The sequence below is a fragment of the Streptomyces sirii genome, assembly GCF_045690365.1.
GTDB lineage: Bacteria > Actinomycetota > Actinomycetes > Streptomycetales > Streptomycetaceae > Streptomyces > Streptomyces sirii.
Map to the genome: position 1 here is coordinate 6,118,621 of NZ_CP147982.1, position 26,171 is coordinate 6,144,791.

24 protein-coding genes and 1 pseudogene are annotated in these 26,171 nt (G+C 71.7%); 14 read left to right on the plus strand and 11 right to left on the minus strand.

Annotated elements, in window-relative coordinates; genetic code table 11:
* Positions 1–236 precede the first annotated feature (236 nt).
* Positions 237–1,043 carry a rhomboid-like protein gene (locus WAB15_RS27695; RefSeq protein ID WP_407287902.1) on the plus strand — a complete coding sequence of 269 codons (807 nt, stop codon included), beginning with the start codon at positions 237–239 and terminating at the stop codon, positions 1,041–1,043.
* Between the two features lie 87 nt (positions 1,044–1,130).
* On the opposite strand, the gene WAB15_RS27700 is transcribed toward WAB15_RS27695, so the two are convergent.
* Positions 1,131–1,634 carry a YfbM family protein gene (locus WAB15_RS27700; protein WP_407287903.1) on the minus strand — a complete coding sequence of 168 codons (504 nt, stop codon included), beginning with the start codon at positions 1,632–1,634 and terminating at the stop codon, positions 1,131–1,133.
* A 181-nt stretch (positions 1,635–1,815) separates the two neighbouring features.
* Between WAB15_RS27700 and WAB15_RS27705 the strand changes: the two genes are divergently transcribed.
* Complete coding sequence (locus WAB15_RS27705; RefSeq protein ID WP_399149536.1) at positions 1,816–2,661, plus strand: pentapeptide repeat-containing protein; 846 nt, start codon at positions 1,816–1,818, stop codon at positions 2,659–2,661.
* A 186-nt stretch (positions 2,662–2,847) separates the two neighbouring features.
* Positions 2,848–5,346 carry an endopeptidase La gene (gene lon / locus WAB15_RS27710; protein WP_407287904.1) on the plus strand — a complete coding sequence of 833 codons (2,499 nt, stop codon included), beginning with the start codon at positions 2,848–2,850 and terminating at the stop codon, positions 5,344–5,346.
* Between the two features lie 169 nt (positions 5,347–5,515).
* On the opposite strand, the gene WAB15_RS27715 is transcribed toward lon, so the two are convergent.
* Positions 5,516–6,376, minus strand: a complete 861-nt coding sequence (locus tag WAB15_RS27715) for a lysozyme (RefSeq protein WP_399149538.1) — start codon at positions 6,374–6,376, stop codon at positions 5,516–5,518.
* A gap of 278 nt (positions 6,377–6,654) precedes the next feature.
* Between WAB15_RS27715 and WAB15_RS27720 the strand changes: the two genes are divergently transcribed.
* Positions 6,655–7,158: a MarR family winged helix-turn-helix transcriptional regulator gene (locus WAB15_RS27720; protein ID WP_399149539.1), complete on the plus strand. Its 504-nt coding sequence runs from the start codon at positions 6,655–6,657 to the stop codon at positions 7,156–7,158.
* 113 nt (positions 7,159–7,271) lie between these two features.
* Here WAB15_RS27720 and WAB15_RS27725 read toward each other — a convergent pair whose 3' ends face one another.
* On the minus strand, positions 7,272–8,117 hold the full coding sequence (locus WAB15_RS27725) for a hypothetical protein (RefSeq protein ID WP_407287905.1): 846 nt from the start codon (positions 8,115–8,117) through the stop codon (positions 7,272–7,274).
* Between the two features lie 481 nt (positions 8,118–8,598).
* On the opposite strand from WAB15_RS27725, the gene WAB15_RS27730 reads away from it, so the two are divergent.
* The 5 genes from WAB15_RS27730 (at position 8,599) to WAB15_RS27750 (ending at position 14,387) form a co-directional block, all read left to right on the plus strand.
* The gene (locus tag WAB15_RS27730) at positions 8,599–11,505 is read left to right on the plus strand and encodes a nitrate- and nitrite sensing domain-containing protein (RefSeq protein ID WP_407287906.1); all 2,907 of its coding nucleotides are present in this window, start codon (positions 8,599–8,601) and stop codon (positions 11,503–11,505) included.
* Positions 11,505–11,996 carry a roadblock/LC7 domain-containing protein gene (locus WAB15_RS27735; protein ID WP_407287907.1) on the plus strand — a complete coding sequence of 164 codons (492 nt, stop codon included), beginning with the start codon at positions 11,505–11,507 and terminating at the stop codon, positions 11,994–11,996. Before WAB15_RS27730 ends, WAB15_RS27735 begins: the two co-directional genes overlap by 1 nt.
* The gene (locus WAB15_RS27740; RefSeq protein WP_399149543.1) at positions 11,993–12,391 is read left to right on the plus strand and encodes a DUF742 domain-containing protein; all 399 of its coding nucleotides are present in this window, start codon (positions 11,993–11,995) and stop codon (positions 12,389–12,391) included. Before WAB15_RS27735 ends, WAB15_RS27740 begins: the two co-directional genes overlap by 4 nt.
* 79 nt (positions 12,392–12,470) lie before the next feature.
* The gene (locus WAB15_RS27745; protein WP_399149612.1) at positions 12,471–13,046 is read left to right on the plus strand and encodes a GTP-binding protein; all 576 of its coding nucleotides are present in this window, start codon (positions 12,471–12,473) and stop codon (positions 13,044–13,046) included.
* Positions 13,047–13,136: 90 nt separating this feature from the next.
* Positions 13,137–14,387: a styrene monooxygenase/indole monooxygenase family protein gene (locus WAB15_RS27750; protein ID WP_399149544.1), complete on the plus strand. Its 1,251-nt coding sequence runs from the start codon at positions 13,137–13,139 to the stop codon at positions 14,385–14,387.
* A 10-nt stretch (positions 14,388–14,397) separates the two neighbouring features.
* Here WAB15_RS27750 and WAB15_RS27755 read toward each other — a convergent pair whose 3' ends face one another.
* The 3 genes from WAB15_RS27755 to WAB15_RS27765 all read right to left on the minus strand — a co-directional run bounded on the left by WAB15_RS27755 (position 14,398) and on the right by WAB15_RS27765 (position 16,459).
* Positions 14,398–14,661 (minus strand): hypothetical protein, encoded by a 264-nt coding sequence (locus tag WAB15_RS27755; RefSeq protein WP_393493394.1) that lies wholly within the window; start codon positions 14,659–14,661, stop codon positions 14,398–14,400.
* A 36-nt stretch (positions 14,662–14,697) separates the two neighbouring features.
* Complete coding sequence (locus WAB15_RS27760) at positions 14,698–15,438, minus strand: TetR/AcrR family transcriptional regulator (RefSeq protein WP_399149546.1); 741 nt, start codon at positions 15,436–15,438, stop codon at positions 14,698–14,700.
* Between the two features lie 73 nt (positions 15,439–15,511).
* Positions 15,512–16,459, minus strand: coding sequence for a diiron oxygenase (locus tag WAB15_RS27765; RefSeq protein ID WP_399149547.1), 948 nt, complete (start codon positions 16,457–16,459; stop codon positions 15,512–15,514).
* Between the two features lie 164 nt (positions 16,460–16,623).
* Between WAB15_RS27765 and WAB15_RS27770 the strand changes: the two genes are divergently transcribed.
* A complete protein-coding gene (locus tag WAB15_RS27770) occupies positions 16,624–17,733 on the plus strand; it encodes a ferritin-like domain-containing protein (RefSeq protein WP_407287908.1) in 1,110 nt (369 codons plus the stop codon).
* 63 nt (positions 17,734–17,796) lie between these two features.
* On the opposite strand, the pseudogene WAB15_RS27775 reads toward WAB15_RS27770, so the two are convergent.
* The 5 genes and pseudogenes from WAB15_RS27775 to WAB15_RS27795 all read right to left on the minus strand — a co-directional run.
* Positions 17,797–17,931: pseudogene (locus tag WAB15_RS27775) on the minus strand (ABC transporter ATP-binding protein); the annotation flags it as partial.
* 51 nt (positions 17,932–17,982) lie between these two features.
* Positions 17,983–18,474 carry an HD domain-containing protein gene (locus WAB15_RS27780; protein WP_399149549.1) on the minus strand — a complete coding sequence of 164 codons (492 nt, stop codon included), beginning with the start codon at positions 18,472–18,474 and terminating at the stop codon, positions 17,983–17,985.
* 88 nt (positions 18,475–18,562) lie between these two features.
* Positions 18,563–20,014, minus strand: a complete 1,452-nt coding sequence (locus tag WAB15_RS27785) for a penicillin-binding transpeptidase domain-containing protein (RefSeq protein WP_407287909.1) — start codon at positions 20,012–20,014, stop codon at positions 18,563–18,565.
* Positions 20,011–21,414, minus strand: a complete 1,404-nt coding sequence (locus WAB15_RS27790) for an FtsW/RodA/SpoVE family cell cycle protein (protein WP_407287910.1) — start codon at positions 21,412–21,414, stop codon at positions 20,011–20,013. The genes WAB15_RS27785 and WAB15_RS27790 overlap by 4 nt, the downstream gene beginning before the upstream one ends.
* A gap of 83 nt (positions 21,415–21,497) precedes the next feature.
* Entirely contained in the window at positions 21,498–21,878 is a 381-nt protein-coding gene (locus WAB15_RS27795; RefSeq protein WP_399149552.1) for an SH3 domain-containing protein, read from the minus strand.
* A gap of 847 nt (positions 21,879–22,725) precedes the next feature.
* Here WAB15_RS27795 and WAB15_RS27800 point away from each other — a divergent pair.
* The 4 genes from WAB15_RS27800 to WAB15_RS27815 all read left to right on the plus strand — a co-directional run bounded on the left by WAB15_RS27800 (position 22,726) and on the right by WAB15_RS27815 (position 25,846).
* Positions 22,726–24,021, plus strand: coding sequence for a cytochrome P450 (locus tag WAB15_RS27800; RefSeq protein WP_407287911.1), 1,296 nt, complete (start codon positions 22,726–22,728; stop codon positions 24,019–24,021).
* A 200-nt stretch (positions 24,022–24,221) separates the two neighbouring features.
* Positions 24,222–24,491 (plus strand): hypothetical protein, encoded by a 270-nt coding sequence (locus WAB15_RS27805; protein ID WP_399149554.1) that lies wholly within the window; start codon positions 24,222–24,224, stop codon positions 24,489–24,491.
* Positions 24,484–25,005: a DUF6879 family protein gene (locus WAB15_RS27810; protein WP_407287912.1), complete on the plus strand. Its 522-nt coding sequence runs from the start codon at positions 24,484–24,486 to the stop codon at positions 25,003–25,005. Before WAB15_RS27805 ends, WAB15_RS27810 begins: the two co-directional genes overlap by 8 nt.
* Complete coding sequence (locus WAB15_RS27815) at positions 24,941–25,846, plus strand: tetratricopeptide repeat protein (protein WP_407287913.1); 906 nt, start codon at positions 24,941–24,943, stop codon at positions 25,844–25,846. Before WAB15_RS27810 ends, WAB15_RS27815 begins: the two co-directional genes overlap by 65 nt.
* The last annotated feature ends 325 nt before the right edge of the window (positions 25,847–26,171 follow it).

Sequence of the window (26,171 nt, forward strand, 5' to 3'; positions counted from 1 at the left end):
TGGCCAACACGGGTCGCGCCGGGCAACGCGATTCGGGGCGAGCGGGCCGCCGACACCCTGACGCGGGCGCCGCGACGGCAGTTGCCTGATGTGAGGCATATCACTCTCACAACTTCCTCATGGGTTGAGCAGGCAGGGTGGTCCGCGACGTTGTGCACAGCAGAACGAGCACGCACCGCCCGGGGGGAGATGGGGCGTGGCTCACCGGATGAGCCATGGACGGGAGGGACCGCCACGTGAGCTGGCTGGGAACCGCCGGAGGGACACGGGCCGATAGAGCCCCGGGCGACACTGCGGGAGCCGGCGCCGGGCCGGCCGCCGAGCGACTGCGCCGGGCGAGCACCGGGCCCGCCGCCGAGCGGCTGCGCCGACGGGTGTGGCGGCTCCTGCCCACCCCCACCGGCACCCCCTTCACCTTCGGTTACGCCGTCCTGCTCGCCGCCACCTCCCTCTTCGCCGAACACGCCGACCCCCACCTGGTCTCCGAACTGCTGCGGGGCTCCAGCACGGACGTCGTCCACCTGACCAAGGCCCCACTGCTGGTGCTGGCCGCCAGCGCCCTGTGGATAGCCGGCGGACTGGCCTCCGCCTACGCCCTCGCCTTCCTCCTCGTCCTGACGGCCCTGGAGCGGCGGATCGGCGGGCTGCGCAGCGCCGCGGTCTTCTTCGGCGGCCATGCCCTGGCCACCCTCGCCACCGAGGTGCCGGTGGCCTTCTCCGTCGCCGCCGGGCAGTTGCCGGAGAGCTCCCTGCACCGCCTCGACTACGGCATCAGCTTCGGCGTGATGACCTGCACCGGAGCCCTCGCGGGCCTGCTGCCGGCCTGGGCGCGCTGGCCCCTCCTGGCCGGCGTGGGCTACCTGGCGCTGACCGATCTGCTCGCCTACCTGGACCCGATGACCGACTGGGGGCATCTGATGTCCCTCGCCGTGGGCATGGCCTGCTGGCCTCTGCTGCGCCGCTGGCGCGCCGGCCGCGCCGGTCCCCGGCCGCTCCTCGGCGACCTGGGGCATCCGGCGCTGCGGGGCGTGCGGACCTACTGACCCGGTGCGCCGGGCCCCGGCCGTCGCCGGTGGATCGGCCCCGGATCAGACCCGGGGCGATCCACCGGCACCCGCCCGCGCCTCCTCCTAACCGAGCCAGACGAGCACGGCGTCCCCCTGGTCCGCCGCCGCACGGAAGAACGGACGCAGCGCGTCGTAGTGCTCGCGCACATAGTCCAGGGACTCGCCGCGCTCCCACACGATCGACGGATACACCGCCGCCAAGGCGAGGTCCTCCGGGCCGACGCCGGCCGTCAGATCCGCGCCGGATATCTCCGCGAGCGCCTCGGCGGCGACCCGCACCCGCTCGGCGGTCAGGTAACGAGGCGGTCCGTAGCCCCAGTCGTCGGCCGCCGGGACGTCCTCCTCGCCGTACACGATCTCCACCGGGAAGGCCGCCCGGCGCAGCAGGAACCCGAGGGCGTCCCAGGCCTTGTCGACGTCCAGGCAGCGGGCCGCGGCCGGCTCCGCGGGCCGTCCGGCTTCCGCTTCCATCCGCCCGACGACCAGCTTGTACGCCCACTCGGGGTCGTCGAGGGCGCGGTCGAATTCGGTGGGGGTGACACGTGCGAACTGTCCGATCATGCTCATGGACCCGAGGCTAGGGGCGACCACTGACAACGCCCGGCCGCCGGCGCCGCGTTGGCGAACCGCCGGCGCCCCGCGGCGAGCGAAACCGGCCAACCGCGCCACCCGTCCGGGCCTGGGAGAATGGACGTCCCTTCCAGGCGCCGCCCCTGCGGCGCACGCCGGCCACAGGAGTATCCGCACCTTGTCCCCAGACCGCGCGCCCGAGCGCAAGCAATCACATCCGGACACTGTCGAGCTGGGCCTGCAGTCCGACTGCGGCAGCTGTTTCGGGCTGTGCTGCGTCGCGCTGCCGTTCGCGGCCTCCGCGGACTTCGCCCTCGACAAGGAGGCCGGCCGGCCCTGCCCCAACCTGCAGACCGACTTCCGTTGCGGTGTCCACACCGATCTGCGCGAGCGCGGCTTCTCCGGCTGCACCGTCTTCGACTGCTTCGGCGCCGGGCAGAAGGTCTCCCAGGTCACCTTCGGCGGACGGGACTGGCGGCAGGCACCGGGCACCGCCCGGCAGATGTTCGACGTGTTCCCCGTCATGCGGCAGCTGCACGAACTGCTCTGGTACCTGGCCGAGGCGCTCACCCTGCGGGCCGCCCGCCCCCTGCACGCCGACCTGCGGGCCGCGCTGGAGAAGACCGAACGCCTCACCCGCGGCAGCGCCGAGGAACTCGCCGCGCTGGACGTGCCGGCCCACCGGGGCGAGGTCAACGCCCTGCTGCTGCGTACCAGCGAGCTCGTACGGGCCAAGGTCCCGGGCCGCAAGAAGGAGCGGCGGGGCGCCGACCTCATGGGCGCTCGCCTCAAGGGCGCCGACCTCCAGGGCGCCAACCTCCGCGGCGCGTACCTCATCGCCGCCGACCTCAAGGGCGCCGATCTGCGCCGGGCCGATGTGATCGGCGCCGATCTGCGCGACGCCGACCTGAGCGGTGCCGATCTCACCGGCGCCCTCTTCCTGACCCAGTCCCAGCTGAACGCGGCCCGGGGCAATGCCGCCACCAAGCTGCCCGAGACGCTGACCCGTCCCGCGCACTGGTAGTCGGGCGCTCAACCCGCGCACTGGTAAGCCGGGCGCCCCGGCACTCGTCCCGCGCACCGGTAGGTCGGGCGCTCCCCGACGCCTGCCCCGCACGCGATCGCTCACAGCGAACGCGCGCGGGGGAACAACTCCCCACCCCTCTGCATTGAGTGGGTAAAGCTCAACTTGATTGCCGAAGGGGAGATCATGGCTTCGACGTCCACATCGCTCACCCTGCCCGTGCTGCCGCTCGACGACGAGGTCGTGCTCCCCGGCATGGTGGTGCCGCTGGACCTGTCCGACGCGGACGTCCGCGCCGCGGTGGAGGCCGCACAGGCCGCCGCCACCTCGGGTAACAAGCCGCGGGTGCTGCTTGTGCCCCGCATCGACGGCACGTACGCGGGAATCGGCACGCTCGGGCGGATCGAGCAGGTCGGGCGGCTGTCCGACGGCGACCCCGGAGCGCTGATCCGGGGCCTGGGCCGGGTGCGGATCGGTTCCGGCACGACCGGCCCCGGCGCCGCACTGTGGGTGGAGGGCACGACCGTCGACGAAGAGGTCCCCGATCCTTCCCCGAGCTCTCCACTCCGTTCGAGCAGGGGAGGCCCCTATCCGGATGCCGTCGCCGAACTCGTCACGGAGTACAAGGCGCTGGCCACCAGCTGGCTGCGCAAGCGCGGCGCCTGGCAGGTCGTCGACCGTGTCCAGCAGATCGAGGACGTGTCGGCGCTGGCCGACAACTCCGGCTACTCGCCCTTCCTGACCACCGAGCAGAAGGTCCGGCTGCTGGAGACCACCGACCCGGTCGCCCGCCTGAAGTTCGCCACCGAGGCGCTGCGCGACCACCTCGCCGAACAGGACGTCGCCGAGTCCATCGCCAAGGACGTCCAGGAGGGGGTCGACAAGCAGCAGCGCGAGTTCCTGCTGCGGCGGCAGCTGGAGGCGGTACGCAAGGAACTCGCCGAGCTGAACGGCGACCCCGAGGACGAGAGCGACGACTACCGCGCCCGGGTCGAGGCCGCCGATCTGCCCGAGGACGTCCGCAAGGCCGCCCTCAAGGAGGTCGACAAGCTGGAGCGGGCCAGCGACCAGAGCCCCGAGGGATCGTGGATCCGCACCTGGCTGGACACCGTCCTCGAACTGCCGTGGAACGAACGGAGCGAGGACGCCTACGACATCCCCGGCGCCAAGCGGGTGCTGGACGCCGACCACGCCGGCCTGGAGGAGGTCAAGGAGCGGATCACCGAGTACCTGGCCGTCAGGAAGCGACGGGCCGAGCGCGGCCTGGGGCTCGTCGGCGGCGGGGCGAAGGGGGCCTCGCACGGCGATTCCGGCAAGGGCGGCGGTGGACGACGGGCGGGCGGCGCCGTGCTCGCCCTCGTCGGCCCGCCCGGTGTGGGCAAGACCTCGCTCGGCGAGTCCGTCGCCCGCGCCATGGGCCGCTCGTTCGTCCGGGTCGCGCTCGGCGGCGTCCGCGACGAGGCGGAGATCCGCGGCCACCGCCGTACGTACGTCGGCGCGCTGCCCGGCCGGATCGTCCGCGCCATCAAGGAGGCCGGCTCGATGAACCCGGTCGTCCTCCTCGACGAGATCGACAAGGTGGGATCCGACTTCCGGGGCGACCCGGCCGCCGCCCTCCTGGAGGTGCTGGACCCGGCGCAGAACCACACCTTCCGCGACCACTACCTGGAGGTCGAACTCGACCTCAGCGATGTGGTCTTCCTGGCCACCGCCAACGTCCTCGAAGCCATCCCCGAGCCGCTGCTGGACCGGATGGAGCTGGTCCGGCTCGACGGCTACACCGAGGACGAGAAGGTCGTCATCGCCCGGGACCACCTGCTGCCGCGCCAGCTGGAGCGGGCCGGCCTGGAGCGGGACGAGGTGGCGCTGGAGGACGACGCGCTGCGCAAGCTGGCGGGCGAGTACACCCGCGAGGCGGGCGTACGGAATCTGGAGCGGGCCATCGCCCGGCTGCTGCGCAAGGTCGCCGCCCAGCACGAACTCGGCGAGCGGGAGCTGCCGTTCACGGTCGGCGTGGAGCAGCTGCGCCCGCTGCTCGGGCGGCCGCACCACACGCCCGAGTCCGCTCAGGACCCGGCCGAGCGGCGGACGGCCGTCCCCGGTGTGGTCACCGGCCTCGCGGTCACCGGCGCCGGCGGCGACGTGCTCTACGTGGAGGCCTCGCTCGCCGATCCGGAAACCGGTGCGTCCGGGCTCCAGCTGACCGGCCAGCTCGGCGACGTGATGAAGGAGTCCGCGCATATCGCGCTGTCGTTCCTGCGCTCGCACGGCGCGGAGCTGGAGCTGCCGGTCGCCGACCTCAAGGAGCGCGGAGTGCATCTGCACGTACCGGCCGGTGCCGTCCCCAAGGACGGGCCGAGCGCGGGCGTGACGATGACGACGGCGCTGGCCTCGCTGCTGTCGGGCCGGCAGGTCCGGCCGGATGTGGCGATGACCGGTGAGATCTCGCTGACCGGGCGGGTGCTGCCGATCGGGGGCGTCAAGCAGAAGCTGCTCGCGGCGCACCGGGCCGGGATCACGACGGTGATCATCCCCAAGCGGAACGAGCCGGATCTGGACGACGTCCCGGCCGAGATCCTCGACTCCCTGGAGGTCCACCCGGTCGCGGATGTCCGCCAGGTGCTGGAGCTGGCGCTGACGCCGGCGTCCAACGGTGCCGTGCCCGAAATCCCCGTCGCGGCCTGAGACCGCGCGCCGGGAGACGGGACGGGCCCCTGCCGCACGGGCTGTGCGGCGGGGGCCCGTCGGCGCGTACGGCCCGGGCGTGGCTGGGGCCGTACGCACGAGCGAGGGCCTGTCGTCGAACTCGCGTCGTTCGTCCGGAGGGCGGCCCAGGGCCTTCGGCCCGGTGCGCTCAGCCGTTGGCCAGCGCCTGGAGCCGGTCGTAGGCGCCGTTGAAGCGGTTGTGGTCACCGACCGTCGGGCCGCTCGAGGTGTACTGCCAGATGGTGTGGAAACCCCAGCCGGCCGGGAGTTCGCCGGCCGAGGAGCCGTAGCGCGGAATCCACAGCGGGTTGACGGCCCCGAAGGCGGACGAATTGCCGGTGCACTGCTTCCACCAGCCGGTGGAGGTGTAGACGACCGCGTCCCGGCCGGTGCGCGCCTTGTAGGTGGCGAACCAGTCCTTCATCCAGTTGACCAGGCCGGCCGCGCTCAGCCCGTAGCAGGTCGCGCCGTAGGGGTTGTACTCCATGTCGAGCGCGCCGGGCAGCGTCCTGCCGTCCTTGGACCAGCCGCCGCCGTGGTCGACGAAGTAGTTGGCCTGGGCGGCGCCGCTGGAGGTGTTGGGCGTGGCGAAGTGGTACGCGCCGCGGATCATGCCCACGTTGTAGGAGCCGTTGTACTGCTGCGCGAAGTACGGGTTGGTGTAGCTGGTGGACTCCGTCGCCTTGACGTAGGCGAAGCGGACGCCGCTGTTCCAGAGCGTCGACCAGGCGACGTTGCCGTTGTGGCTGCTGACGTCCACGCCCTCGACGGACGCCGCGAGCCCGGACGTCGGCGGGGCGGTGCCGACCGCGGTGCCCTCGTGCTTGGCGATCTGCGAGCCGGCCCAGTCCTGCCCGGGGTGGGCCGGTTCCGGTGCGCGCCGCGGGGTCTGGGCGCCGGCGGCGGACGGCAGGCCGAGGAGGAGGGAGAGGATCGCGAGAAGGGCCCCGGCCACGGTCGCGAGGGAGCGTGCGGGGCGGTGGGGGAAGCCGGATCTGAGCACGGTCATACGTGTCTCCGGAGATCTCGGTGGGGTGACCTGAGGGGGGATGATCTGACGGCATGACGCAGACGCGATGACACGGAGGTGCGGTGTGCATGACGCGCGGCGGAACCTTCGACGCCGACCGGCCGCTTGGTGTGGTCATGCCAGATATCACGATACGCGCGTAGACCGACGGGGCAAAAGAGGGTTGCCGGGCTGCCGTTGGTCTAATCCTGCGAAATACTGGCCGAGCTGCGGCTTCGGCCGCCGAGGGCGGAAACTTTCAGATGAGGAAAGCGGGAATGGGCGCTGACGTGCACAACACCGGAGCCGGCGGTACCGCGGCGGACTGCGAGCCGACTGGTGAGGACCACGTATTTCTCGCCTTGGAAAGGGAATTGGCGGTATTCCTCCGCCGTGCCCGGGCCTCGTCCGGCGAACTGGCCCGCGAGGTGCATCCCGATCTGGAGCCGTCCGCGTACGGGCTCCTGCTCCGGCTGGCCGACGCCGGCGCGCAGCGCGCCACCGACCTCGCCGGCTTCTTCGGCGTCGGCAAGGCCACGATGAGCCGCCAGCTGCACGCCCTGGAGAAGTTGGGGCTGGTCGCCCGCGAGCCGGACCCGGCCGACGGCCGCGCCGTCCTCGTCCGCATCACGGAGGAAGGCCTCGCCCGCTTCACCCGCGTCCGCAACGGGCGCCGCGCCCAGTACGCGCGCCGGCTCGCCTCGTGGGACCGCGCGGAGGTGGCCGAACTGGCGCGTCTGCTGCATCGCTTGAACACGGAGCAGGAGGGCGAGGAGGGGTAGGGGCGGGACGAGGGGCGAGGGGGTAGGGGTGGTCGAACGCATTCCGTAGGGGATGCGAGCGCCCCCTGCGGGGCCACAACGTGGTGGCGGCGGGGGATATTCCCGGACATTGTTCAGGGCGCCACATAGATCACCGCCGCGTCGTCACGGGCCTTGCCGCGCGGGTGGGTCTCGCATTCCGGGTCCGCCGCCTCCGCCGCCCGGACCCGGTCGATGAGGGACTGCGGGCCCTGCTCGGCCACCAGGTCGACGCAGTCCTTCCAGGAGCCCTGCCGGAAGACCTCGACCCAGCGGCCCGCGCCGTCGGTGAGCGCGGTCAGCGAGCGGACCTCGGCGCGCGGGGTGCTGCCGGTCACCGCGCGGGCGGCCACCGACGGATCGGCGGCCGCGGTGTAGAAGCCGCCCTCGGCGTTGCGCAGCGCCTCGACCGCGCGGCCGTACGCGCGCCCCGCCGCGGCCCGCTCCGCCGAGCCGCGGGGCAGCGCCCGCACGGCGGCGCGCCGGGCGCGGACCGCGGGCGGCAACTCGTCCAGCCGCGGGTCCAGCACCGGGTGCACCGAGCCGTCCACCCGCTCCAACAGGAGCACCGAATCGGACAGGACCAGATGCTCGACGGTGTCCTCGGACCACCGCGCGGCCACCACGGTTGCCTGCGGAGTACGGACGTGAGAAAGGTCACAGGAGTCGCGATGGTCTTCGGCCGTCCGGGAGAGGGCGGCGGCCAACACCTCAGGGAGTGTCATATCCCGGCGTGAAACCGACAGTTCGAGCAGGGCGCCGCCGAGCCGCGCGGTGAACCACGGCACCGTGTGCACGCATCCGTAGTCCTCGGCGGGCGGTGTCACACCGTCCAGAAGGACCAGGACTCCGCCCTGGCCAAAGGCAGGCAGGGCGACCGACGCGTAGTCCTCGTTTGGGTGTTGGGGATCACCCGGCTCGGTGGCGAGTTCGATGCGCATGGCCGCAAGTCTGCCGGAGGCCGTGCTGCCGCCCCGCTTACCGGGCGCTCCCGGCGGCGTCGGCGTACAGGCAGGTCAGCGGGGTACGGAAGGTATGGACCACTGAGCCGGCGGCGTGCGGGCGGGCATCCTTCCAGGACCGGCACGCATCTCCAAACCCGTCCGGGCCGCGGGCCGGTCTGCCGCGGAAATCGGCGGCGCCGGGAAGTTGATGGTCAAACTCCAAGTGATGTTCACTCGTTCAGGTGGCCAGGCATGTGTTGCCGGGCCACTGCGCGACGCCGGTGGAAGGGTCGTTGCCCGGTCAAGGGCGGGACCAGGACGTTCATCGCGACGCGCAGAGCCGGACTGTTTACCCTCGCGGAAGTGTGTGCTGCTGCGGTGTGCGCGCAGGTCCGCCCCGCGAGCGGCGAGCGAACCGGGTCCGCGACGCCATACGGCGTGGGCAGGCGAGACAGGAATGCGAGCAGCGGTGCGGAAGATGCGGCTTCGGGGCGGCGCAGGGAAGCCGGGTTCACCGGCCGGTTCGGTCTCGGGACCGGGCGACGGGTCGGGCACGGCGGGCGGGGACGACCTCTCGGGGCGGCGTCCGGCGCGGGTGCGCAACCGGCTCGTCGGAGCGGTGGCCGTGGTGGCCGCCGCGGTCCTCGGCGCCGGTGCCCCCGGCCTCGCCACCACGGCCGACAACGCCCATGACAGCCAGCGGCTGGTCGACCTCGCCGAGTTGAACGCCCGGGCGATCGCCCTCGCGCACTCCCTCGCCGACGAGCGCGACGCGCTGACCGCACACGCCGCCGCACCGGCCGGCCGCAAGGGTGCCAAGCCCGGCGCATCCGGCGCCGACGGCAGCCGCACCGGCAGGGCCGACGGCGCGCGGACCGGCCGCACGGGGACCAACGGAGCGGCGACCAACGCCACCGGAGCCAACGGCACGGGAGCCAACGGAACCGGCAACGGCGCGACTGCTCCCCACGCCGCCGCAGCCGACGCCACTACTGCCCACACCGCCGCAGCCGACGCCGCCGTATCCGCCGACGCCTCCGCCGCCTCCGAGCCCCAGCGTGTCCGCGTCGACCGGCAGATCGGCGAGCTGCGCGCCGAGGCCCAGGACGCCTCGGGCGACACCAAGGTCTACGCGGCCGCCGCCAAGCTCCTGTCCGACCTCCCGCAAACCCGTCAAAGGGCGCTGTCCGGTACCGATTCGGCCGAGCAGGTCTACCACGCCTATACCGAGGTCATCCAGGCGCTCGGCGCGATCGGCGACACCATCGCCCGCCACCTCCCCGCCCGCGCGGACGCAGCCGACGCCGACACCCACGCGCTGCCCGCCCTCGGCCGCCTCACCGACCAGGCCGCCGGCACCCGGGCCCTGCTGCTCGCCGGGCTCGACGCGGGCGGCGGCCAGCCCCGGCTGACCACCCTCGCCCAGGTCGCGCACATCCGCGCCCAGGGCGCGCTGGGCGACTTCCGGCAGATCGCCGGTCAGGGCGCCCGGGACCGCTACGAACGCACCGTCACCGGCGCCGACATCACCGCCGCCGAGCGCTATCTGACCCGGCTGACCGACCAGCCCCGCCTGGACGCCGCGGACCGGAGGCTGGGCCGCCAGAAGGTGGCCGAAACCCTCACCACCCGCATCGGGCTGATGCGGGGCGTGGAGTCGGCCATGGCCACCGCCGACATCGAGCGGCTCGGTGCCCTGCGCGACGACGACGTGACCGAGCTGGAGATCCGCATCGGCCTGGAGGCGCTCTGCCTGCTGCTGGCCGTCGGCGCCGGCGTCTGGGCCGCCCGCACCCTGACCCAGCCCCTGGCGGCGCTGCGGATCGGCGCCAAGCGGGTGGCCGGCGACCCCGCGCAGGAGGAGTCGATCAGCTACAAGGGCCGCAACGACGAGTTCGCCGCCGTCGTCGGGTCCGTCAACGCACTGCACGCCCTGGTGGCCGAGTCGGCGCGGCGCACCGCCGAGCTGGAGGGCGAGCGCAAGCGGCTGGTCGGCGGCCGGCAGCGGCTGGTCGCCGAGCGCGAGGTGCTCCAGGAGCAGAGCGCGACGCTCAAGGAGGAGGTCGCCGATCTCACCGAGCGGCTGGCCACCGCGCAGACCGGTGTGCACGGCCGGTTCGTCAACCTCTCGCTGCGCACCCTCGGCCTCGTGGAGCGCCAGCTCGCCGTCATCGAGTCGCTGGAGGAGGGCGAGGGGGACCCGGAGCGGCTTCAGACGCTGTTCAAACTGGACCACTTCGCCGCGCGGATGCGCCGCAACAGCGAGAACCTCCTGGTGCTGGCGGGCGCGGAGCAGCACGGCAATGGCCACCAGGGCCCGGTACCGCTGCTGGACGTGCTGCGCGCCGCGGTCAGCGAGATCGAGCGCTACGACCGGGTACGTATCGAGTCGCTGCCGCCGCACGCGCAGGTCGCCGGGTTCGCCGCGGACGACCTCAGCCATCTGGTCGCCGAACTCCTGGAGAACGCCACCGCGTTCTCGCCGCCGGACGCCCATGTCGAGCTGTCCGGCTGGCTGATGGAGAGCGGCGAGCTGATGCTCTCGGTCCAGGACGAGGGCATAGGGATGACCGGGGAGCGGCTGGCCGAGCTCAACGAGCGGCTGGCGGACGTCGAGGCCGCCTCGTCCTCCGAGACCGTCGACGAGGCCCTGGGACTGGGCCTGTACGTGGTGGTGCGGCTGGCCGCCCGGCACGGCGTCCGGGTCCAGCTGCGCGACGCCAAGCAGGGCGGCGTCACGGCCGTGGTCGTACTGCCCGGCTCGATACTGGCCACCCGCCCGGCTACGTCACCCTCCACGACGGCGCCGCGGGAGGCGGTGCACACCCCCGCGCTGCCCGGCTCGGTCGCCGAGGCGAACTCCAACACCCTGCAGACGAGGGTGCCGCGGACGGACCCGGCGGCGGCCGACGAGGCCGACGCCTCGGCCCCGGCCCAGAGCCCGGCACCCGCGGCCGACCCGGCACCCGCCCAGGACGCGCAGGAGGACGAGGCGGCGGCCGCGCCCACTGCCGACCTCGACCCCGCCCCGGACACCGACCCGTTCGTCGCCGCCGCCGAGCGCGCCGTCGACGCGGCCGAGGCCACCGACCCGGCCCCCGCCGCGACACCGGAGAAGCGGCGGACGACCAAGGGGCTGCCCAAGCGCACGCCGCACATCGTGGCGCAGCGCCCGGCGCCCGCGGCCCCGCGCAAGAGCGGTACGGCCGGTGCCGAGGCGCTGCGGCGCCGGCTGGGCGGATTCCAGCAGGGGGCGCAGGACGGCCGGCGCGAGGTCGAGACCGAGATCGCTGAGCGCACAGGGGACCAGACCATCCCACAGACCGACACCGACGGAGCGGGGGCCCCGGGAGAGAGCCGGATTGCCGAGGAGGCACGCGATTGATGGCGCAAGCGCCCACCACTCACGGAAAAGGACTGAGCAGCCAGGCACAGAACCTGCACTGGCTGCTGACGAACCTGGTCGACGAGGTGCCGGGCATCCGCTCGGTCGCTGTGGTCTCCTCCGACGGCCTGCTGCTGCTCAGCTCCGACCCGGACCGGACGGCGGCCACGGCGCGGCCGGACGGCGATGACGGGCCCAAAGGGTCCAGTGCGGACCTGGCCACCATCGTGTCCGGGCTCGGCAGCCTCACCCACGGCGCCGCGAAGCTGATGGACGGTGGGGACGTCAAGCAGACGATGATCACCATGGACGAGGGCAGCGTGTTCGTCATGTCGATCAGCGACGGTTCGCTGCTCGGTGTGCACGCCGCCCCGGACTGCGACATGAACGTCGTCGCCTACCACATGGCGCTGTTCGTCGGCCGGGCCGGCCATGTCCTCACCCCCGAACTCCGCAGCGAACTGCGCATGTCGATGGAGGGCGCCCAGTGAGCAACCCCAAACTCCCGATACGCGGCGGGGACCGCAAACCCGCGCGGGTGCGGCCCTATTCGCTCACCGGCGGGCGGACCCGCTTCGGCCATGTGCTGCTCGTCGAGACGTTCGTGGCCGCGCTGGAGGCCCCCGAGGAGCGGCGTGAGCTGACCGGTGGCGGCTGGGCCGAGCGGGTGATGCCGGAGATGCGGGCGATCGTCGAGCTGTGCCGCCGGATGCGCTCGGTGGCCGAGATCTCGGCGCTGCTGAAGATGCCGCTGGGCGTCGTCCGGGTCCTGCTCAGCGACCTCGCCGACCAGGGAAGGATTCGCGTCTACGGCACCGGGCACCCCTCCGGCCGGCCCGACCGCGCGCTGCTGGAGAGGGTGCTGGGTGGACTTCACAGCCTCTGACACGACATCGGCCGGATCGACGGCGACGGCCCCGGCGACGGGCCCGGCCGAGCCCGCGGCCACGGCCGACGAGGCGGGGCTGCAGAGCTGGCAGACCGACCGCTCGCGGGCGCCGATCGCCACCAAGATCGTGGTGGCCGGCGGCTTCGGTGTCGGCAAGACCACCTTCGTCGGCTCGGTCTCGGAGATCACCCCGCTGCAGACCGAGGCGATGATGACCCGGGCCAGCGAGGACACCGACGACCTGACCGCCACTCCGGAGAAGACCACGACCACGGTCGCGATGGACTTCGGCCGGATCACCCTCGACCAGGACCTGGTGCTGTATCTGTTCGGCACGCCCGGACAGCAGCGGTTCTGGTTCATGTGGGACGACCTGGTGCGCGGCGCGATCGGTGCGATCGTGATGGCCGACACCCGGCGCCTGGAGGACTGCTTCCCGGCGCTGGACTACTTCGAGAGCTGCCAACTGCCGTACATCGTCGCGGTCAACCACTTCGAGGGCACCGAGGAGTACGCCGTCGAGGACGTCCGCGAGGCGCTGACCGTACCGCCCCGGGTGCCCGTCGTGATCATGGACGCGCGCCGGCGGCCCACGGTGGTCACCTCGCTGCTCACGCTGGTCGGCCACGCGCTCGCGGAAGCGCCGGAGTAACCGGGCCCGCCCGCGGACCCGCCCCCAGGGGCCGCGCTCCACCCCCCACGCCTCACCCCGAACACCGCAGTAACAGAGAAGAGTGCCGCCATGCGGAAAGTACTCATCGTCGGAGCCGGCCAGTCCGGGCTCCAGCTCGCCCTCGGCCTCCAGTCCCAGGGCTACGCCGTCACCCTGATGTCCAACCGCACCGCCGACGAGATCCGCTCCGGCCGGGTCATGTCGACCCAGTGCATGTTCGACACCGCCCTGCAGCACGAGCGCGACCTGGCGGTCAACTTCTGGGAGAGCCAGGCGCCGCGCATCGAGGGCCTCGGTGTATCGGTCGCCGCGCCCGGCAGCCACGCCGAGCCCGGCGGCTCGCAGCGTGCCATCGACTGGGTCGGCACGCTGGAGGGCTACGCCCAGTCCGTCGACCAGCGGGTCAAGATGGCCGGCTGGATGGAGACCTTCGCACAGCGCGGCGGCCAACTCGTCATCCACGGCGCGGCCGTCTCCGACCTGGACTTCTTCGCCGGCCGCTACGACCTGACGCTGGTCTCGGCCGGCAAGGGCGAGCTGGTGTCCATGTTCGGCCGGGACGCGGCGCGTTCCCCCTACGACGCCCCGCAGCGCGCACTGGCCGTCGCTTACGTCCACGGCCTCGGCCCGCGTCCCGAGCACCCCCACTTCGACGCCGTGCGCTGCAACGTCGTCCCCGGCGTCGGCGAGCTCTTCGTCATGCCGACGCTCACCACCTCCGGCCGCGCCGACATCCTCTTCTGGGAGGGCATCCCCGGCGGCCCGCTGGACGTCTTCCAGTCGGTCAAGGACCCCGACGAGCACCTGGCCACGACGCTGGAGCTGATGGAGAAGTTCCTGCCCTGGGAGTACGCCCGCGCCACCAAGGTCGAACTGACCGACGCCAACGGCACCCTGGCCGGCCGCTACGCCCCGACCGTGCGCAACCCCATCGGCCGGCTCCCCTCCGGCGGCCTGGTCCTCGGCGTCGCCGACGTGGTCGTGGCCAACGACCCGATCACCGGCCAGGGCTCCAACTCGGCCTCCAAGTGTGCCGCGTCCTACCTCGCCGCCATCGTGGAGCGCGGCGAGGAGCCGTTCGACGAGGACTGGATGCGCGCCACCTTCGACCGCTACTGGGACACCGCCCGGCACGTCACCAAGTGGACCAACGCGATGCTGGCCCCGCCGCCGGAGCACGTACTGGACATCCTCGGCGCGGGCGGCCGGTTCCAGCCCGTCGCCGACCGCTTCGCCAACGGCTTCGACGATCCGTCCGACTTCGAGAACTTCTTCTACGACCCGGACGCCGCACGGGCGTACCTCGCGTCGCACGGGTGACCTGGGCGGGTCACTTGGTCCAGGGCCACTTCCGGCGGCCCTGGACCTCCCGCTGCTCCTCCGGGACGTACTCGTACTTCCAGCCGCTCGGCAGGCCCAGGCGGCTCACGCGGGCCGGAACGCGCCGGTAGACGTGCAGCGTCGGCGGCCGCCCGTCGTCGTTGGGCACCGGGATCTCATAGGTCTTCGGCGGCTGGCCGGTCATGCCGACCAGCACCGGCAGCACCCGGCCGTCCAGGGGGCCGCCGACGAAGGGCGTGTTCTCGCTTCGCACGCCCTCAGTCTTTCACCACCGGATCGCAGCCGCTGGTCACAGTAGGTGCGCGGCGTCGCTGACGACGGGCAGGATGCGCCGGGACAGATCGCCGACCGGGCCGTCGGCGGTCTCCAGCTTCAGCGCCGCCCGGGTCACCCGCGCGGTCTGCGGATCGCGGGCCGCGGTCGCGGTCAGCAACGCGATGAAGTGGTCCACCAGCCAGTCCCGCAGCTCGTCGAGGGCGGGCTGCTTGTCCTCGTCGAGCCAGATCAGCGAGGCGCCCTCGACGGCGGTGATCCACATCCGCACGGTCATCCGCAGCCGGACGCCCGGCTCCGGCTCGCCCAGATGCCGCAGGATCTGGTCGGCCGCGGCGCGCCGTACCTCGTCCACGATCGCGGACGTGCGGGAGGTCTCCACGACGCTGCCGCCCTGGAGCAGCGCGCTGAAGCCGGCGTCGTGCTCGTCGACGAACGCCAGATAGCGGTCGAGCGCACGCGACAGCCGCCGGGTGAGCGGGCCGGTCTCGGGCTCGGCGAAGCAGCGCTCCAGGATGTCGGCGGCGCTGCGCAGCGCGGCCTCGTACAACTGCTGCTTGCCACCGGGGAAGTAGCGGTAGACCAGCGGTCGGGAGACCTCGGCGGCGGTGGCGACATCGTCCAACGAGACGTCCTCGGGCGCGCGCTGGGCGAACAGCCCGAGCGCGGCGGCGAGCAGTTGGCTGCGGCGCTGCTCGACGCTGAGCCTGCGATAGGCGGGTCGGGGTACTGCTGGGGCGGTGCCGCTGCCGTTCATGAACAGCAGCGTAACCGGCCCGGATGTCGGCTCGTACAGGTGCTCGGGTCGCGGACGGGGCATGCCGAGCGCTTCAGGCCAGCAGCCCCGAGCTGCGCCACAACCTGCGGCCCACACCGCGCAGCACACCGATCTCGTCGAGGAAGTCGGTCAGCCGCCGGGCCCCGGACTGCATCACCTCGCGGCGGTGGCCGCTGGCCTTCACCTGGGCGACGGCCTCCCGCTTGTCCAGCCCGACATTGGCGTAGACGTCCGGGTTGACGAAGGCGACGGAGAAGACCCGGGCCGCCTCGCCGGAGCTGATCCGGGTCAACTCCCGCTCCCAGCGCGGCGCGGTGACCATCTGGCGGCGCAGCTCCTCGCGTGCGTAGCGGACGTGGCGGGCCTCTTCGACGACATGGATCCGGGTCACCCCGCGCACGAGGGTCTGCACCCGCTCGTCGGGGAAGGTCAGCCGCTGCATCCAGTCCAGGATCTCCTCGCCGAGCAGGGTGCAGGCGAACGAGCCCGGGGTGGTGGAGACCGTCTTGAGGATCCGGGCGAGGTTGTGGTTGAGGCGCGAGACGGGGTACGTGGGCGCGCCGCCCCGCTGGATCATGCGGGCGAACATCTTGGAGTGCCGGCACTCGTCGGCGATCTCGGTGAGCGCGTAGCGGACATGTGCGCTGGTGACCGGCTTGTCGTAGATGTGCCGCACGAGCAGCTGCATCAGGATGATCTCGAACCAGATGCCCAACGAGGCGAGTGAGGCGGCCTCGTGCCGGGAGAGGTCCTGCCGCTGCTCCAGCGACATCTTCTGCCACAGCGGGGTGTCGTAGAGCGAGACCAGCTCCGGCGGCCAGAACCACTTGCCCTCTTCGAGCGGAGCCTCCCAGTCGAGTTCGGTGTCGGGGTCGAAGGAGTGCTTGGCGGAGGAGTCGAGCAGCCGCTCGGCGACCTGTTCCCGGTCCTTGAGCAGGCCGAGGGCGTCCCGCAGGACTTCGGTGTCCGTCACGGTCATGGCGGTGGGCGCGCTCGTCATCTGGCTACCTCGCTAGTGGGTTACCGGCGGTCAGCTCTTATGAGACTGCTTGTCAGTAAGCTCGTCAATCCCCCGTGCGCGAGTTATTGACCCGCGAGTAAGAAACGTGTGAGCCTGCCAACCATCGTCCAGGGCAAGGCGTTTGGCGAGCCGAGGAGGCGTCCGTGTCGACCCGAGAGCTCTATGTGCAGGACCCCGGCGACCCGCTGTGGCAGGTGCCCGCCTCCGGTGCGGCCCGCTTCAGCTGGGAGTACGACGAGGGTCGCGACCGGCTGCTCGCGCTGTACCAGAAGGGCAAGGACAAGCAGTGGGACGCCACGCTGCGGATCGACTGGGACCTGGAAGTGGACCCCAAGGATCCGCTCGGTACGCCCGATGAGTCCATGTCCCTGTACGGCACCAAGTACTGGGGCAAAATGACCGAGAAGGACCGGGGCGAGCTGCGCCGGCACTACACCGCCTGGCAGTTCAGCCAGTTTCTGCACGGTGAGCAGGGCGCCATGGTCTGCGCGGCGCGGATCGTGGAATCCGTCCCGGACCTCGACGCGAAGTTCTACTCCGCCACCCAGACCATGGACGAGGCACGGCACGCCGAGATCTACAGCCGCTTCCTCCAGGAGAAGATCGGGATGCTCTACCCGGTCAACGACAGCCTCCAGACGCTGCTCGCCGACACCCTCAAGGACTCCCGCTGGGACATGCCGTACCTCGGCATGCAGGTGCTGATCGAGGGCCTCGCGCTGGCCGCCTTCGGAATGATCCGCGACACCACCGACAAGCCGCTGCCGAAGCAGATCCTCGCCTACGTCATGCAGGACGAGGCCCGCCATGTCGCCTTCGGCCGGATGGCCCTGCGCGACTACTACAAGCAGCTCACCGACGCCGAACTCCGCGAACGCGAGGAATTCGTCATCGAGGGCTGCTATTTGATGCGCGACCGGCTGCGTGGCCTGGAAGTCCTCGCGAACTTCGGCATTCCCCCCAAGGAGGCCGCGGAATTCACCGAGCGCTCCGAATTCCTGCACCTCTTCCGGAAGCTGCTCTTCAGCCGCATCGTGCCCTGCGTGAAGGACATCGGACTGTGGGGCGAACGCCTCCAGCGCGCCTATGTGGACCTGGGCGTCTTCGACCTGGGCGACGCCAACCTCGACCTGCTGATGGCCCAGGATGAGGAACTCGCCGACAAACTGGACGCGGAACGCTTCGCCGCCGAGGAGGCGGCCCGCACGGCGGAGGTCGCGGAGGCGATCGCGCGGGGAGAGGCGGAGGACTGACCGGCCGGGGCCGGGGCGCGACCCTCCTGCGCTCCGCCTCCGTCCCGACGCCCCGGTTTCCGGCCTGGCCCGCTGGCCGCCCGAGCGCACCCCGTAGGGGCGGTCCGCCCGCTCCTTGCAGTCGAGTTCGGCGAGCAGCTCGCGGACGTCCACCGAGCCGAGCCGGTGGCCGAGCACCTCGACGGTACCGACGGTGGGCTTCCGGGCGGCCGTCCGCTGTGCGGACCCGCGGCCCGGGGGAGGGCGGGCTCAGCGAAGTCCCAACAGGCCCCGTACCCGCGCGTACTTCGCCGTCAGCCGCTCCCGCGTCGGTGCGTCCAGTACGGCCAGCCGGGCCGGATCGGCGTTGTGCGCGAGATCGGACTCCTTGACCAGCAGCGCGCCGGGCGTGGCCAGAATCCGCGCGGTGTAGGCCTCGACCGGCTCACCCGCCCGCTTGGTGACCGCCAGCACCATCGCCTTGGTCGCCGCGCCGAGCGCCGCGCCGGCCAGCCACTCCCGGCTCAGCGCACCGTCCTCGACCGCGTCGTGCAGCCAGGCCGCGGCGATCTGCTCGTCGCTGCCGCCCCGTGCCCGCACGCCCGCCGCGACCGCCGCCAGATGCTCGGTGTACGGGCGCCCGGCCTTGTCGGTCTGCCCCGAGTGCGCCCGCCGGGCCAGCGCCTCCACTTCGGCCAGGGACAGCGGCTCGGCGGGGTCCGGTGCGGCGGCGGAGGAGGTGGGCGGGGGAGCGTCGGCCATACGGCCATTGTGACGCGGGTACGGCGGTCGCGCCGTAGCCGGGTCCGTACCTCATCGCACCGCGGCCGCCCCGAGCCCGTGCCGTACCTCATCGCGCCGCCGCCATCACCGCCCGGGCGATCGGTGCCGCGCTCCCCCCGCCGCTGATGTCCGCGCGATCGGCGGCCGCGTCCTCGACGACCACCGCCACCGCCACCGTCGGCTCGTAGCTGTCCCGCTCGCGCGCCCAGGAGATGAACCAGGCATACGGCGTGCCCGCGTTGTGCGCACCGTGCTGGGCGGTGCCCGTCTTGCCGCCGACCGTCAGGCCGTCGACGGCGGCCTGCCGGCCGCTGCCGTGCTCGACGACGTCGATCATCATCTCCTGGAGCTGCTGCGCGGTGGCCGGGCCGACCACCTGGCGGGTGGGCCGCTGCGAACCGGCCGCGATCATGACACCGCCGGGGTCGGTCACCTTGTCGACGAGGTACGGGGGCGTCAGCTGCCCCCCGTTGGCGACCACCGCCGCGACCATCGCCATCTGGAGCGGGGTGGCGGCGGTGTCGTACTGCCCGATGGCGGAGAGCGCGACCTGTGCGGGATCCATCCGCGTGTCGAAGGTGCTCGGCGCGACCGGCGAGGGGATGCGCAGCCGCCGGTCGTTGAAGCCGAACCGGTGGGCCGTCGCCGCCATGCCGCGCAGCCCGACCGCGTTCCCCAGCCGCGCGAAGACGGTGTTGCACGAGGCCCGGAAGGCGTAGGTGAGGGGGGCGTCCTCGCAGCCCTCGGCGGCGTTGCCGAGCAGGGTGGAGCTGCCGGGCAGCGGATAGGGGTCGGGGGAGTCCGTAGGGGCGTCGATGTCGGTGACCAGGCCGCTCTCCAGCGCGGCCGCCGCGGTGACGACCTTGAAGGTGGAGCCGGGCGGGTAGGTCTGCTGCAGCGCCCGGTTGAGCATCGGCCGCTCGGCGGCGGCGTTCAGCCGGCGCCAGGCGTCGCCGACCGGCGCGCCGTTGCCGGACAGCTCACCCGGCTCGTACGACGGCGTACTGACCAGCGCCAGGATCCGCCCCGTACGCGGTTCGATCGCGGCCACCGCGCCCTTCTTGCCGCCCAGCCCGGCGTACGCGGCGCGTTGCATCCGGGGGTTGATGGTGGTGTGCACATCGCCGCCCCGGTGGCGGGCGCGGGTCAGCTGGTCCCACCAGGGAAAGGCGGCGAGCCGTGCGTCGGCGCCGGAGAGGATGCCGTCCTCGGCCCGCTCCAGCAGCGAGGTCCCGTAGGTCTGCGAGGAGTAGCCGGTGACCGGGGCGTAGAGCGGGCCGTCGGTGTAGGTGCGCTCGTAGCGCAGCCGACCCCTGCTGTCCCGGGACCCGGTGACGGGACTGCCGTCGACGAGCAGTTCACCGCGCGGCTCCTCGTAACGGGCGATCGGGACCCGCCGGTTGGCCGGGCTGGCGCCGTAGTGCTCCGCCTCGACGATCTGCACCCGTGCGGCGTTGACCAGCAGGGCGACCAGGAGCAGCAGGCAGAACGCGGCGGTGTGCCGGATGCAGCGGTTCAACGGACGGCCTCCCAGTTCCCGCTGCCGCCCGCCACCTCGCTCCCCTCCGGCCGGGGCGCCCGCGCCCGGTCGCTGATCCGCAGCAGCAGCGCGACGATGATCCAGTTCGTGACGACGGACGACCCGCCCTGTGCGAGGAACGGCATGGCCATCCCGGTCAGCGGGATCAGCCCCATCACCCCGCCCGCGATGACGAACACCTGCAGGGCCGGCAGCGCCGCGAGCCCGACGGCCAGCAGGCTGCCGAACGCGTCGCCCAGCCCCAGCGCGGCCCGGTAGCCGCACGCCACCACCAGGGCGTACAGCAGGAACAGAGTGGTGAGCCCGGCCAGCCCCAGCTCCTCGCCGAAGGTCGCGAGGATGAAGTCGGACTTCATGGCGAAGCCGATCAGGGACGAGTGGCCCTGGCCCAGTCCCGTGCCGAGCACCCCGCCCGCGGCGAAGGCGAAGAGCGACTGGGCGAGCTGCCCGGGCCCCTCGCCCGCCGCGATACCGGCGAACGGGTGCTGCCAGTCCTCGACCCGGCCGTGCACATGCGGCTCCAGCGTGCCGACGGCGGCGGCCCCGATCCCGGCCAGCAGCAGCCCCACCGCGATCCAGCCGGTCCGCCCGGTCGCCACGTACAGCAGCACCACGAAGATCCCGAAGAACAGCAGCGAGGTGCCCAGATCGCGCTCCAGGACCAGCACGGCCACGCTGATCAGCCAGATCGCGACGATCGGCCCGAGCACCCGGCCGGCGGGAAGCTGGAGCCTGGCCACCCGTTGGCCGGCGCGCGCCAGCGCACCGCGGTTGGCGGCGAGATAGGCCGCGAAGAAGACCGTGATCAGCACCTTCGCGAACTCGCCGGGCTGAATCGAGAATCCGTCGACCCGGATCCAGATCTTCGCCCCGTTGACGGCGGGAAACGCGATCGGCGCGACCATCAGGAGCAGTGCCAGCGCCGCGCAGTGGTAGGCGTAGCGCTGCAGCGTGCGGTGGTCGCGCAGCAACACCACCACCGCCATGAACAACAGGACTCCCACCGTCGACCACATCAGCTGGGTGGGCGCGGCGTGGTCGGCCGGGGTGTCCAGATCGAGCCGGAAGATCAGCACCAGCCCGAGCCCGTTGAGGAGCACGGCGGTGGGCAGCAGCAGCGGGTCGGCGTACGGGGCGCGCAGGCGTACCGCGAGGTGCGCGAGCAGCGCGAGACCGCCGAGCCCGGCGCCGTAGCGGAGCGCACCGCCCGGGAGGGCGTGCCCCTTGGCCAGCCCCACCGCGAGGTAGCCGCAGACGCTGATCAGCACGGCGCCTACGAGGAGGGCCAGTTCGATTCCCCGCCGGCCGGGCGGTGGCGGCAAGGGTGGGGGAGTGTCCGCCGGGCGCGCGGTGGCGGCCGCCCTTGCCGTTGCCGTCATGTCTGGCAACGTAGCAAGCGGCGGCCGCTATTTCCGTTATGCCGGATACGGCGTTCGGGGCGTCGGCGTCGGGCCGCCCCGCTTCAGCACCAGCGGGGCTCGTCCCCGTCATGCACGATGTCGCGCTCCGAGGACCAGGCATACGAGTGGTCGCCGAGCTTGTACCAGACGGGGTTGCCCTTGACGCGCTGCCCGTTGACCCGGCAGGCGATCTCCACCACCGACCCGTACCGTTTCGAGCCGATGACGCGGTAATGGGTGCTCGGGCCGGTACGCACCACGAGGCCTTGCTTGGCGACGACCCGGCCCATGCGCATGGGGAGGGTGGAGTCCTCGCCGTCACCCCCGTCGGCGCCCGCCGCCAGTGCCGGTCCTGCCGTCAGGGCGGCGGCCAGCGCCCCGGAAAGGGCACACAGAGCGAAGCTGCCGGACTTCGACCGCAAAATCATGCGCTTCGGAAACATGCGCTTCCTCCTGCGAAAGGGAGAGTCCTGCGAAAAGGGGGAGTCGAAAACGAGTGGGGTTTACCGGGCGTCAACGGGACGGACGGATCGGCACCTGCGGACCGCTGTCGCGCGCCGCGTCCTGTCGCCTACCTCGCACTCATCTCACGCTAAAGAGGCTCCGAAGGGTCCGCAACTTGTCACGGTACGTAGCAGTCGCACTCGGGGGTAGCACCCTCGTCCCCGGCGCCAACCCGCCCCTACGAACGCCCGGTTGACGGGTCCGGGCCGGTGTGCGTCGGGCTGTCGGAGGTGTTGTTCAGCCCTCACATAACTCCCTCCCGCCACCTCTCTCCCGCCGCGCTGAACGCGGGAACGGCGGCCCGGTCCGACGGCCGGGTCGCGGTCCGGATCGCCGTCCGCTCCACCGTCGGGAGCGCCGTCCGGCACGTACACCTGCTCTCGCACTTGCCCCCGCACTCGCCCCCGCGCCTGCGCCCGCCGCACGCGAGCGGCGATCACTGCTCGCAACCGGCGCGTCCCGCCCCGCCGCCCGCCCCGCGGCGGGCATACCCAAGGGGGGAATCAGGGTCGACTCAGGGGTCTCCCAGGGGCGACCCGGGTTGTTCCGTGAACGCGGCCAATGGCAGTTTGTAAACTCTTCCCGACCGAATAGAAGAAGGCCGAACTCGTCACGCTGATGCGGACGACCTAAGGCACCGGTTGATGGCATGGACCCGCGCCATGACCACCGCAAGCGAGGGGCTATGGCGTACGACACACCCGTCCGCGCCGAGTGGGTCCCGTGCTGTCCCGGCCGCCTTGGGGCGCCGAGTGCGGGTGACCGTCCCCCTCGACGAAAGGCAGTATGAGCGTCATGACGACTCTCCGTTCCCGGATCATCGCCTGGGCCGGCCGTATGTATCTGGCGAGAACACAGAAGAAAGGCTTCGACCTGTCTCGAATGTCTTTCTTGCCCGAGTCTGTCCTGATGCCCTTGCGTCGCGAGGGGCTCGACCCCGTGGGTGATTTGGCGGCTGTCCGGGAGCAGGAGCCGATCAGCAAGCTTCCGGTGCCGATAGCCGCCAACGTCTGGCTGGTCACCGGATACGACGAGGTCAAGGCGGTGCTGGGAAAGGCCAATGCCTTCAGCTCGGACTTCACCAACCTCGTCGGCAAGGCCGGTGCCGGCGCCGAACAGAACCCCGGCGGCCTCGGATTCGCCGACCCGCCGGTGCACACCCGGCTCCGCCGGCTCCTGACCCCCGAATTCACCATGCGCCGCCTCGGCCGGCTCACACCGCGCATCCACGAGATCGTCGAGGAGCGCCTCGACGCCATGGAAGAGGCGGGTAAAAACGGCGACCCGGTCGACATCGTCCACTCTTTCGCCCTGCCCATCCCCTCCCTCGTCATTTGCGAACTCCTCGGCGTCCCCTACGAGGACCGCGACGACTTCGAACGCCTCAGCGCCGCCCGCTTCGACCTTTTCAGCGGTGCGAACGCGTCCTTCGGCGCCATATCCGAATCGCTCTCCTATTTCCGGGACATCGTCAAGAAGCAGCGGGAGAATCCGGGTGACGGCCTGCTGGGCATGATTGTCAAGGAGCACGGCGACTCGGTCAGCGACGAGGAGCTGGCGGGCCTGGCCGACGGCGTACTGACCGGGGGCTTCGAGACCACCGCCAGCATGCTGGCGCTCGGCGCCCTGGTCCTCCTCCAGGACCCGAAGCACTTCGCGGCCCTCCATGACGGCGATGAGGTCGTCGACCGCTATGTCGAGGAGTTGCTGCGCTACCTGACCGTCGTGCAGGTCGCCTTCCCGCGCTTCGCCCGCGAGGACCTGGAGATCGGCGGTGTGCAGATCGCCGCGGGGGACGTGGTGCTGTGCTCCCTGAGCGGCGCCGACCGGGACGGCAAACTGGGTCCGGACATGGAGCAGTTCGACCCCTCGCGCAACGTCCCGTCCCATCTGGCCTTCGGCTACGGAATCCACCGCTGCGTGGGCGCCGAACTCGCCCGGATGGAACTCCGCGCCGCCTACCCCGCCCTGGTCCGCCGCTTCCCGCACATGCGCCTCGTCGCCAAGCCGGAGGACCTGGCCTTCCGCAAGCTGTCGATCGTCTACGGCATCGAGTCCCTCCCGGTCCGCCTGGACGGCTGACGCTCCCGGGCCCACCCCCGCAACCCGGGCCGGACCGGCCCGGGACCACAGTCGCGCTCCGGGCGGCCGGGGCTGCGCATCCTCCCCCGCCCCCGGCTGTCCGTCCGCGGACGGCGCGAATACGGACTCCCCACCCCCCGTCTCGCACGGTATCGTTCCGGTGGCATTCCGTTACAGCGGGAACCTGGAGGTGGCACGACGTGGCCCGAGCCTGGGAATCCGACCCGTCGGCGTTATTCGTCAGACGCCTGGGGAAGTCGGCGGAAGAACTGGGCAATTCCCAGGGTAGGGAACAGTGCCCGGACATCTGGCAGCTCAGCAACGGCGATATCGCCGTCATAGGCCGCGATATGACCGACCACTACAGTCCGCGCCTGCCCGAAGGCGTGACAATCGGCTCTGACGAACGACTCGTCGTCATCCCCGGAAACATGCTCACCGCCGCGAAGCCGGACATCCCCGATGTCTGACGTTCACATTCCGGCACTCCCCGCGACTCGTGGCCAACGACTCGCCAACGAGGAGTATCTCCGCGATTTCCGCGCCCGGGACGCCGCCATCCGCAACGGCACCTCATGGAAACTCGAACGGTTGCAACACTTCGAGGAGGTGGGCAGTCCGTCCCGCGACGCACTGCGACGCGGTGACTGGGCCACGGCGCTGCGCCTGTTCGAGGAGGGCCGCGACACCCTGCGCGGCATCCAGGCGGACGAAGAGGCCCGCGGTTCGTCGTTCCACCGCGTGCGCGTCGTCGAGGAGCCGCTGACGCCGTACGCACCTCGTACGAGCCGCCGCCGCGGCCGGTCTGCACCAGCACGCCTGGCAACTGACCGCCACCCTGTGGAGCGCGCTGTCCGCTTCCGCCGCATTTGCGGACTGGCTCGACTTCGCGCCCGCCGGCCTGGCCTCCGCCGAGCACATGAACGACACGAACGGGCAGCTCCTGCTGCTCAACCAGCTCGGCATGTCCCACCGATCGGTTGACCAACTCGACCAGGCGGCCGACTACTTGGGCCGCGCCCTCACTCTTGCCCGCACTGCCGGGAACCGTACGGAGGAGGCGCACGCCCTCAACCTCTTGGGCCTCATCCATCTGCGCACTCGCCGACTCGAAGCTGCCGCCGCACACTTCGCACAGTCCATCGGCATCTTCCGCGAAGTGAGCGGCGACCGCTGGGCCGCCTCCGCCCTGTCCAACTTGGCCGGAGCCCACCTGGAAGCAGGATGCCTCCGGGAAGCGGAAGCCGCGATCCAAGCCGCCCTAGCCGCTCACCGTGCCCTGGACAGCCGGCAGAGCGTCGGCAACGCCCTATGGCTCACGGCGGAACTCCATCGCGAGCGAGGCGAGATCGAGGCGGCCCGTGAAGCCATCGACGAGGCCCTCAAGATCGCGCTGAGCCTGCGCAATCGCGGTCTGGAGGGCTTCTGGCTGCTCAGCCTCGGCGACATCCAGCGCGTCGACGGGCAGCATGGTGATGCTCTGGCCTCCTACCGGCGATCGGCCATGCTCCACCGGCGCCTTGGAGACCGCAGCCGCGAAGCCCTGGCCTGGCGCGGCACGGGACGGACATACGCCGCTATGGACCGCCACGGCGAGGCCGCCGCCTTCCACCGCCAGGCCGCAGCTGTCCACCGCGACCTCCGGGCCGAGTGGGAACTCGCCGTGGAGCTCGACCACCTGGCCGCCACCCTCCACCCACAAGCCCCCGACGCAGCCCGCGCCCACTGGGCCGAGTCCCTGACCCACCTGACGCCGTACACCGACCCCCGAGCCGAATCCCTACGCTCCCGCCTGGAAAGGCGGCTGACGGAAATCGACGGCTGAGCACCTTCCCACGACTCGCCAGAGCCCATTCACCACCATCGCTACGCGGGCTATATCGACACCAGCGTCTACAACTTTGCCGAACTCCAACGGCAGCCTGAAATCGATGTGGCCATTTCTCGTCTCTTGCGTTCGCGCATCGACCTGGGAGGGCAAGGGCACCCGCTTCTCCCTTCAGCCGACAGCGCTCACCAGGGTCAAGGCGCAGGATGTCGAGGTCATCCGTGATGCAGGCTTACGACTGACTCCCACCGGCTCGATTTCAGCCTCGAAGAAGTGGTATTTCTCCTGCTTAAGGGGTGGCAGGTGGTAATTCGACCTGTTA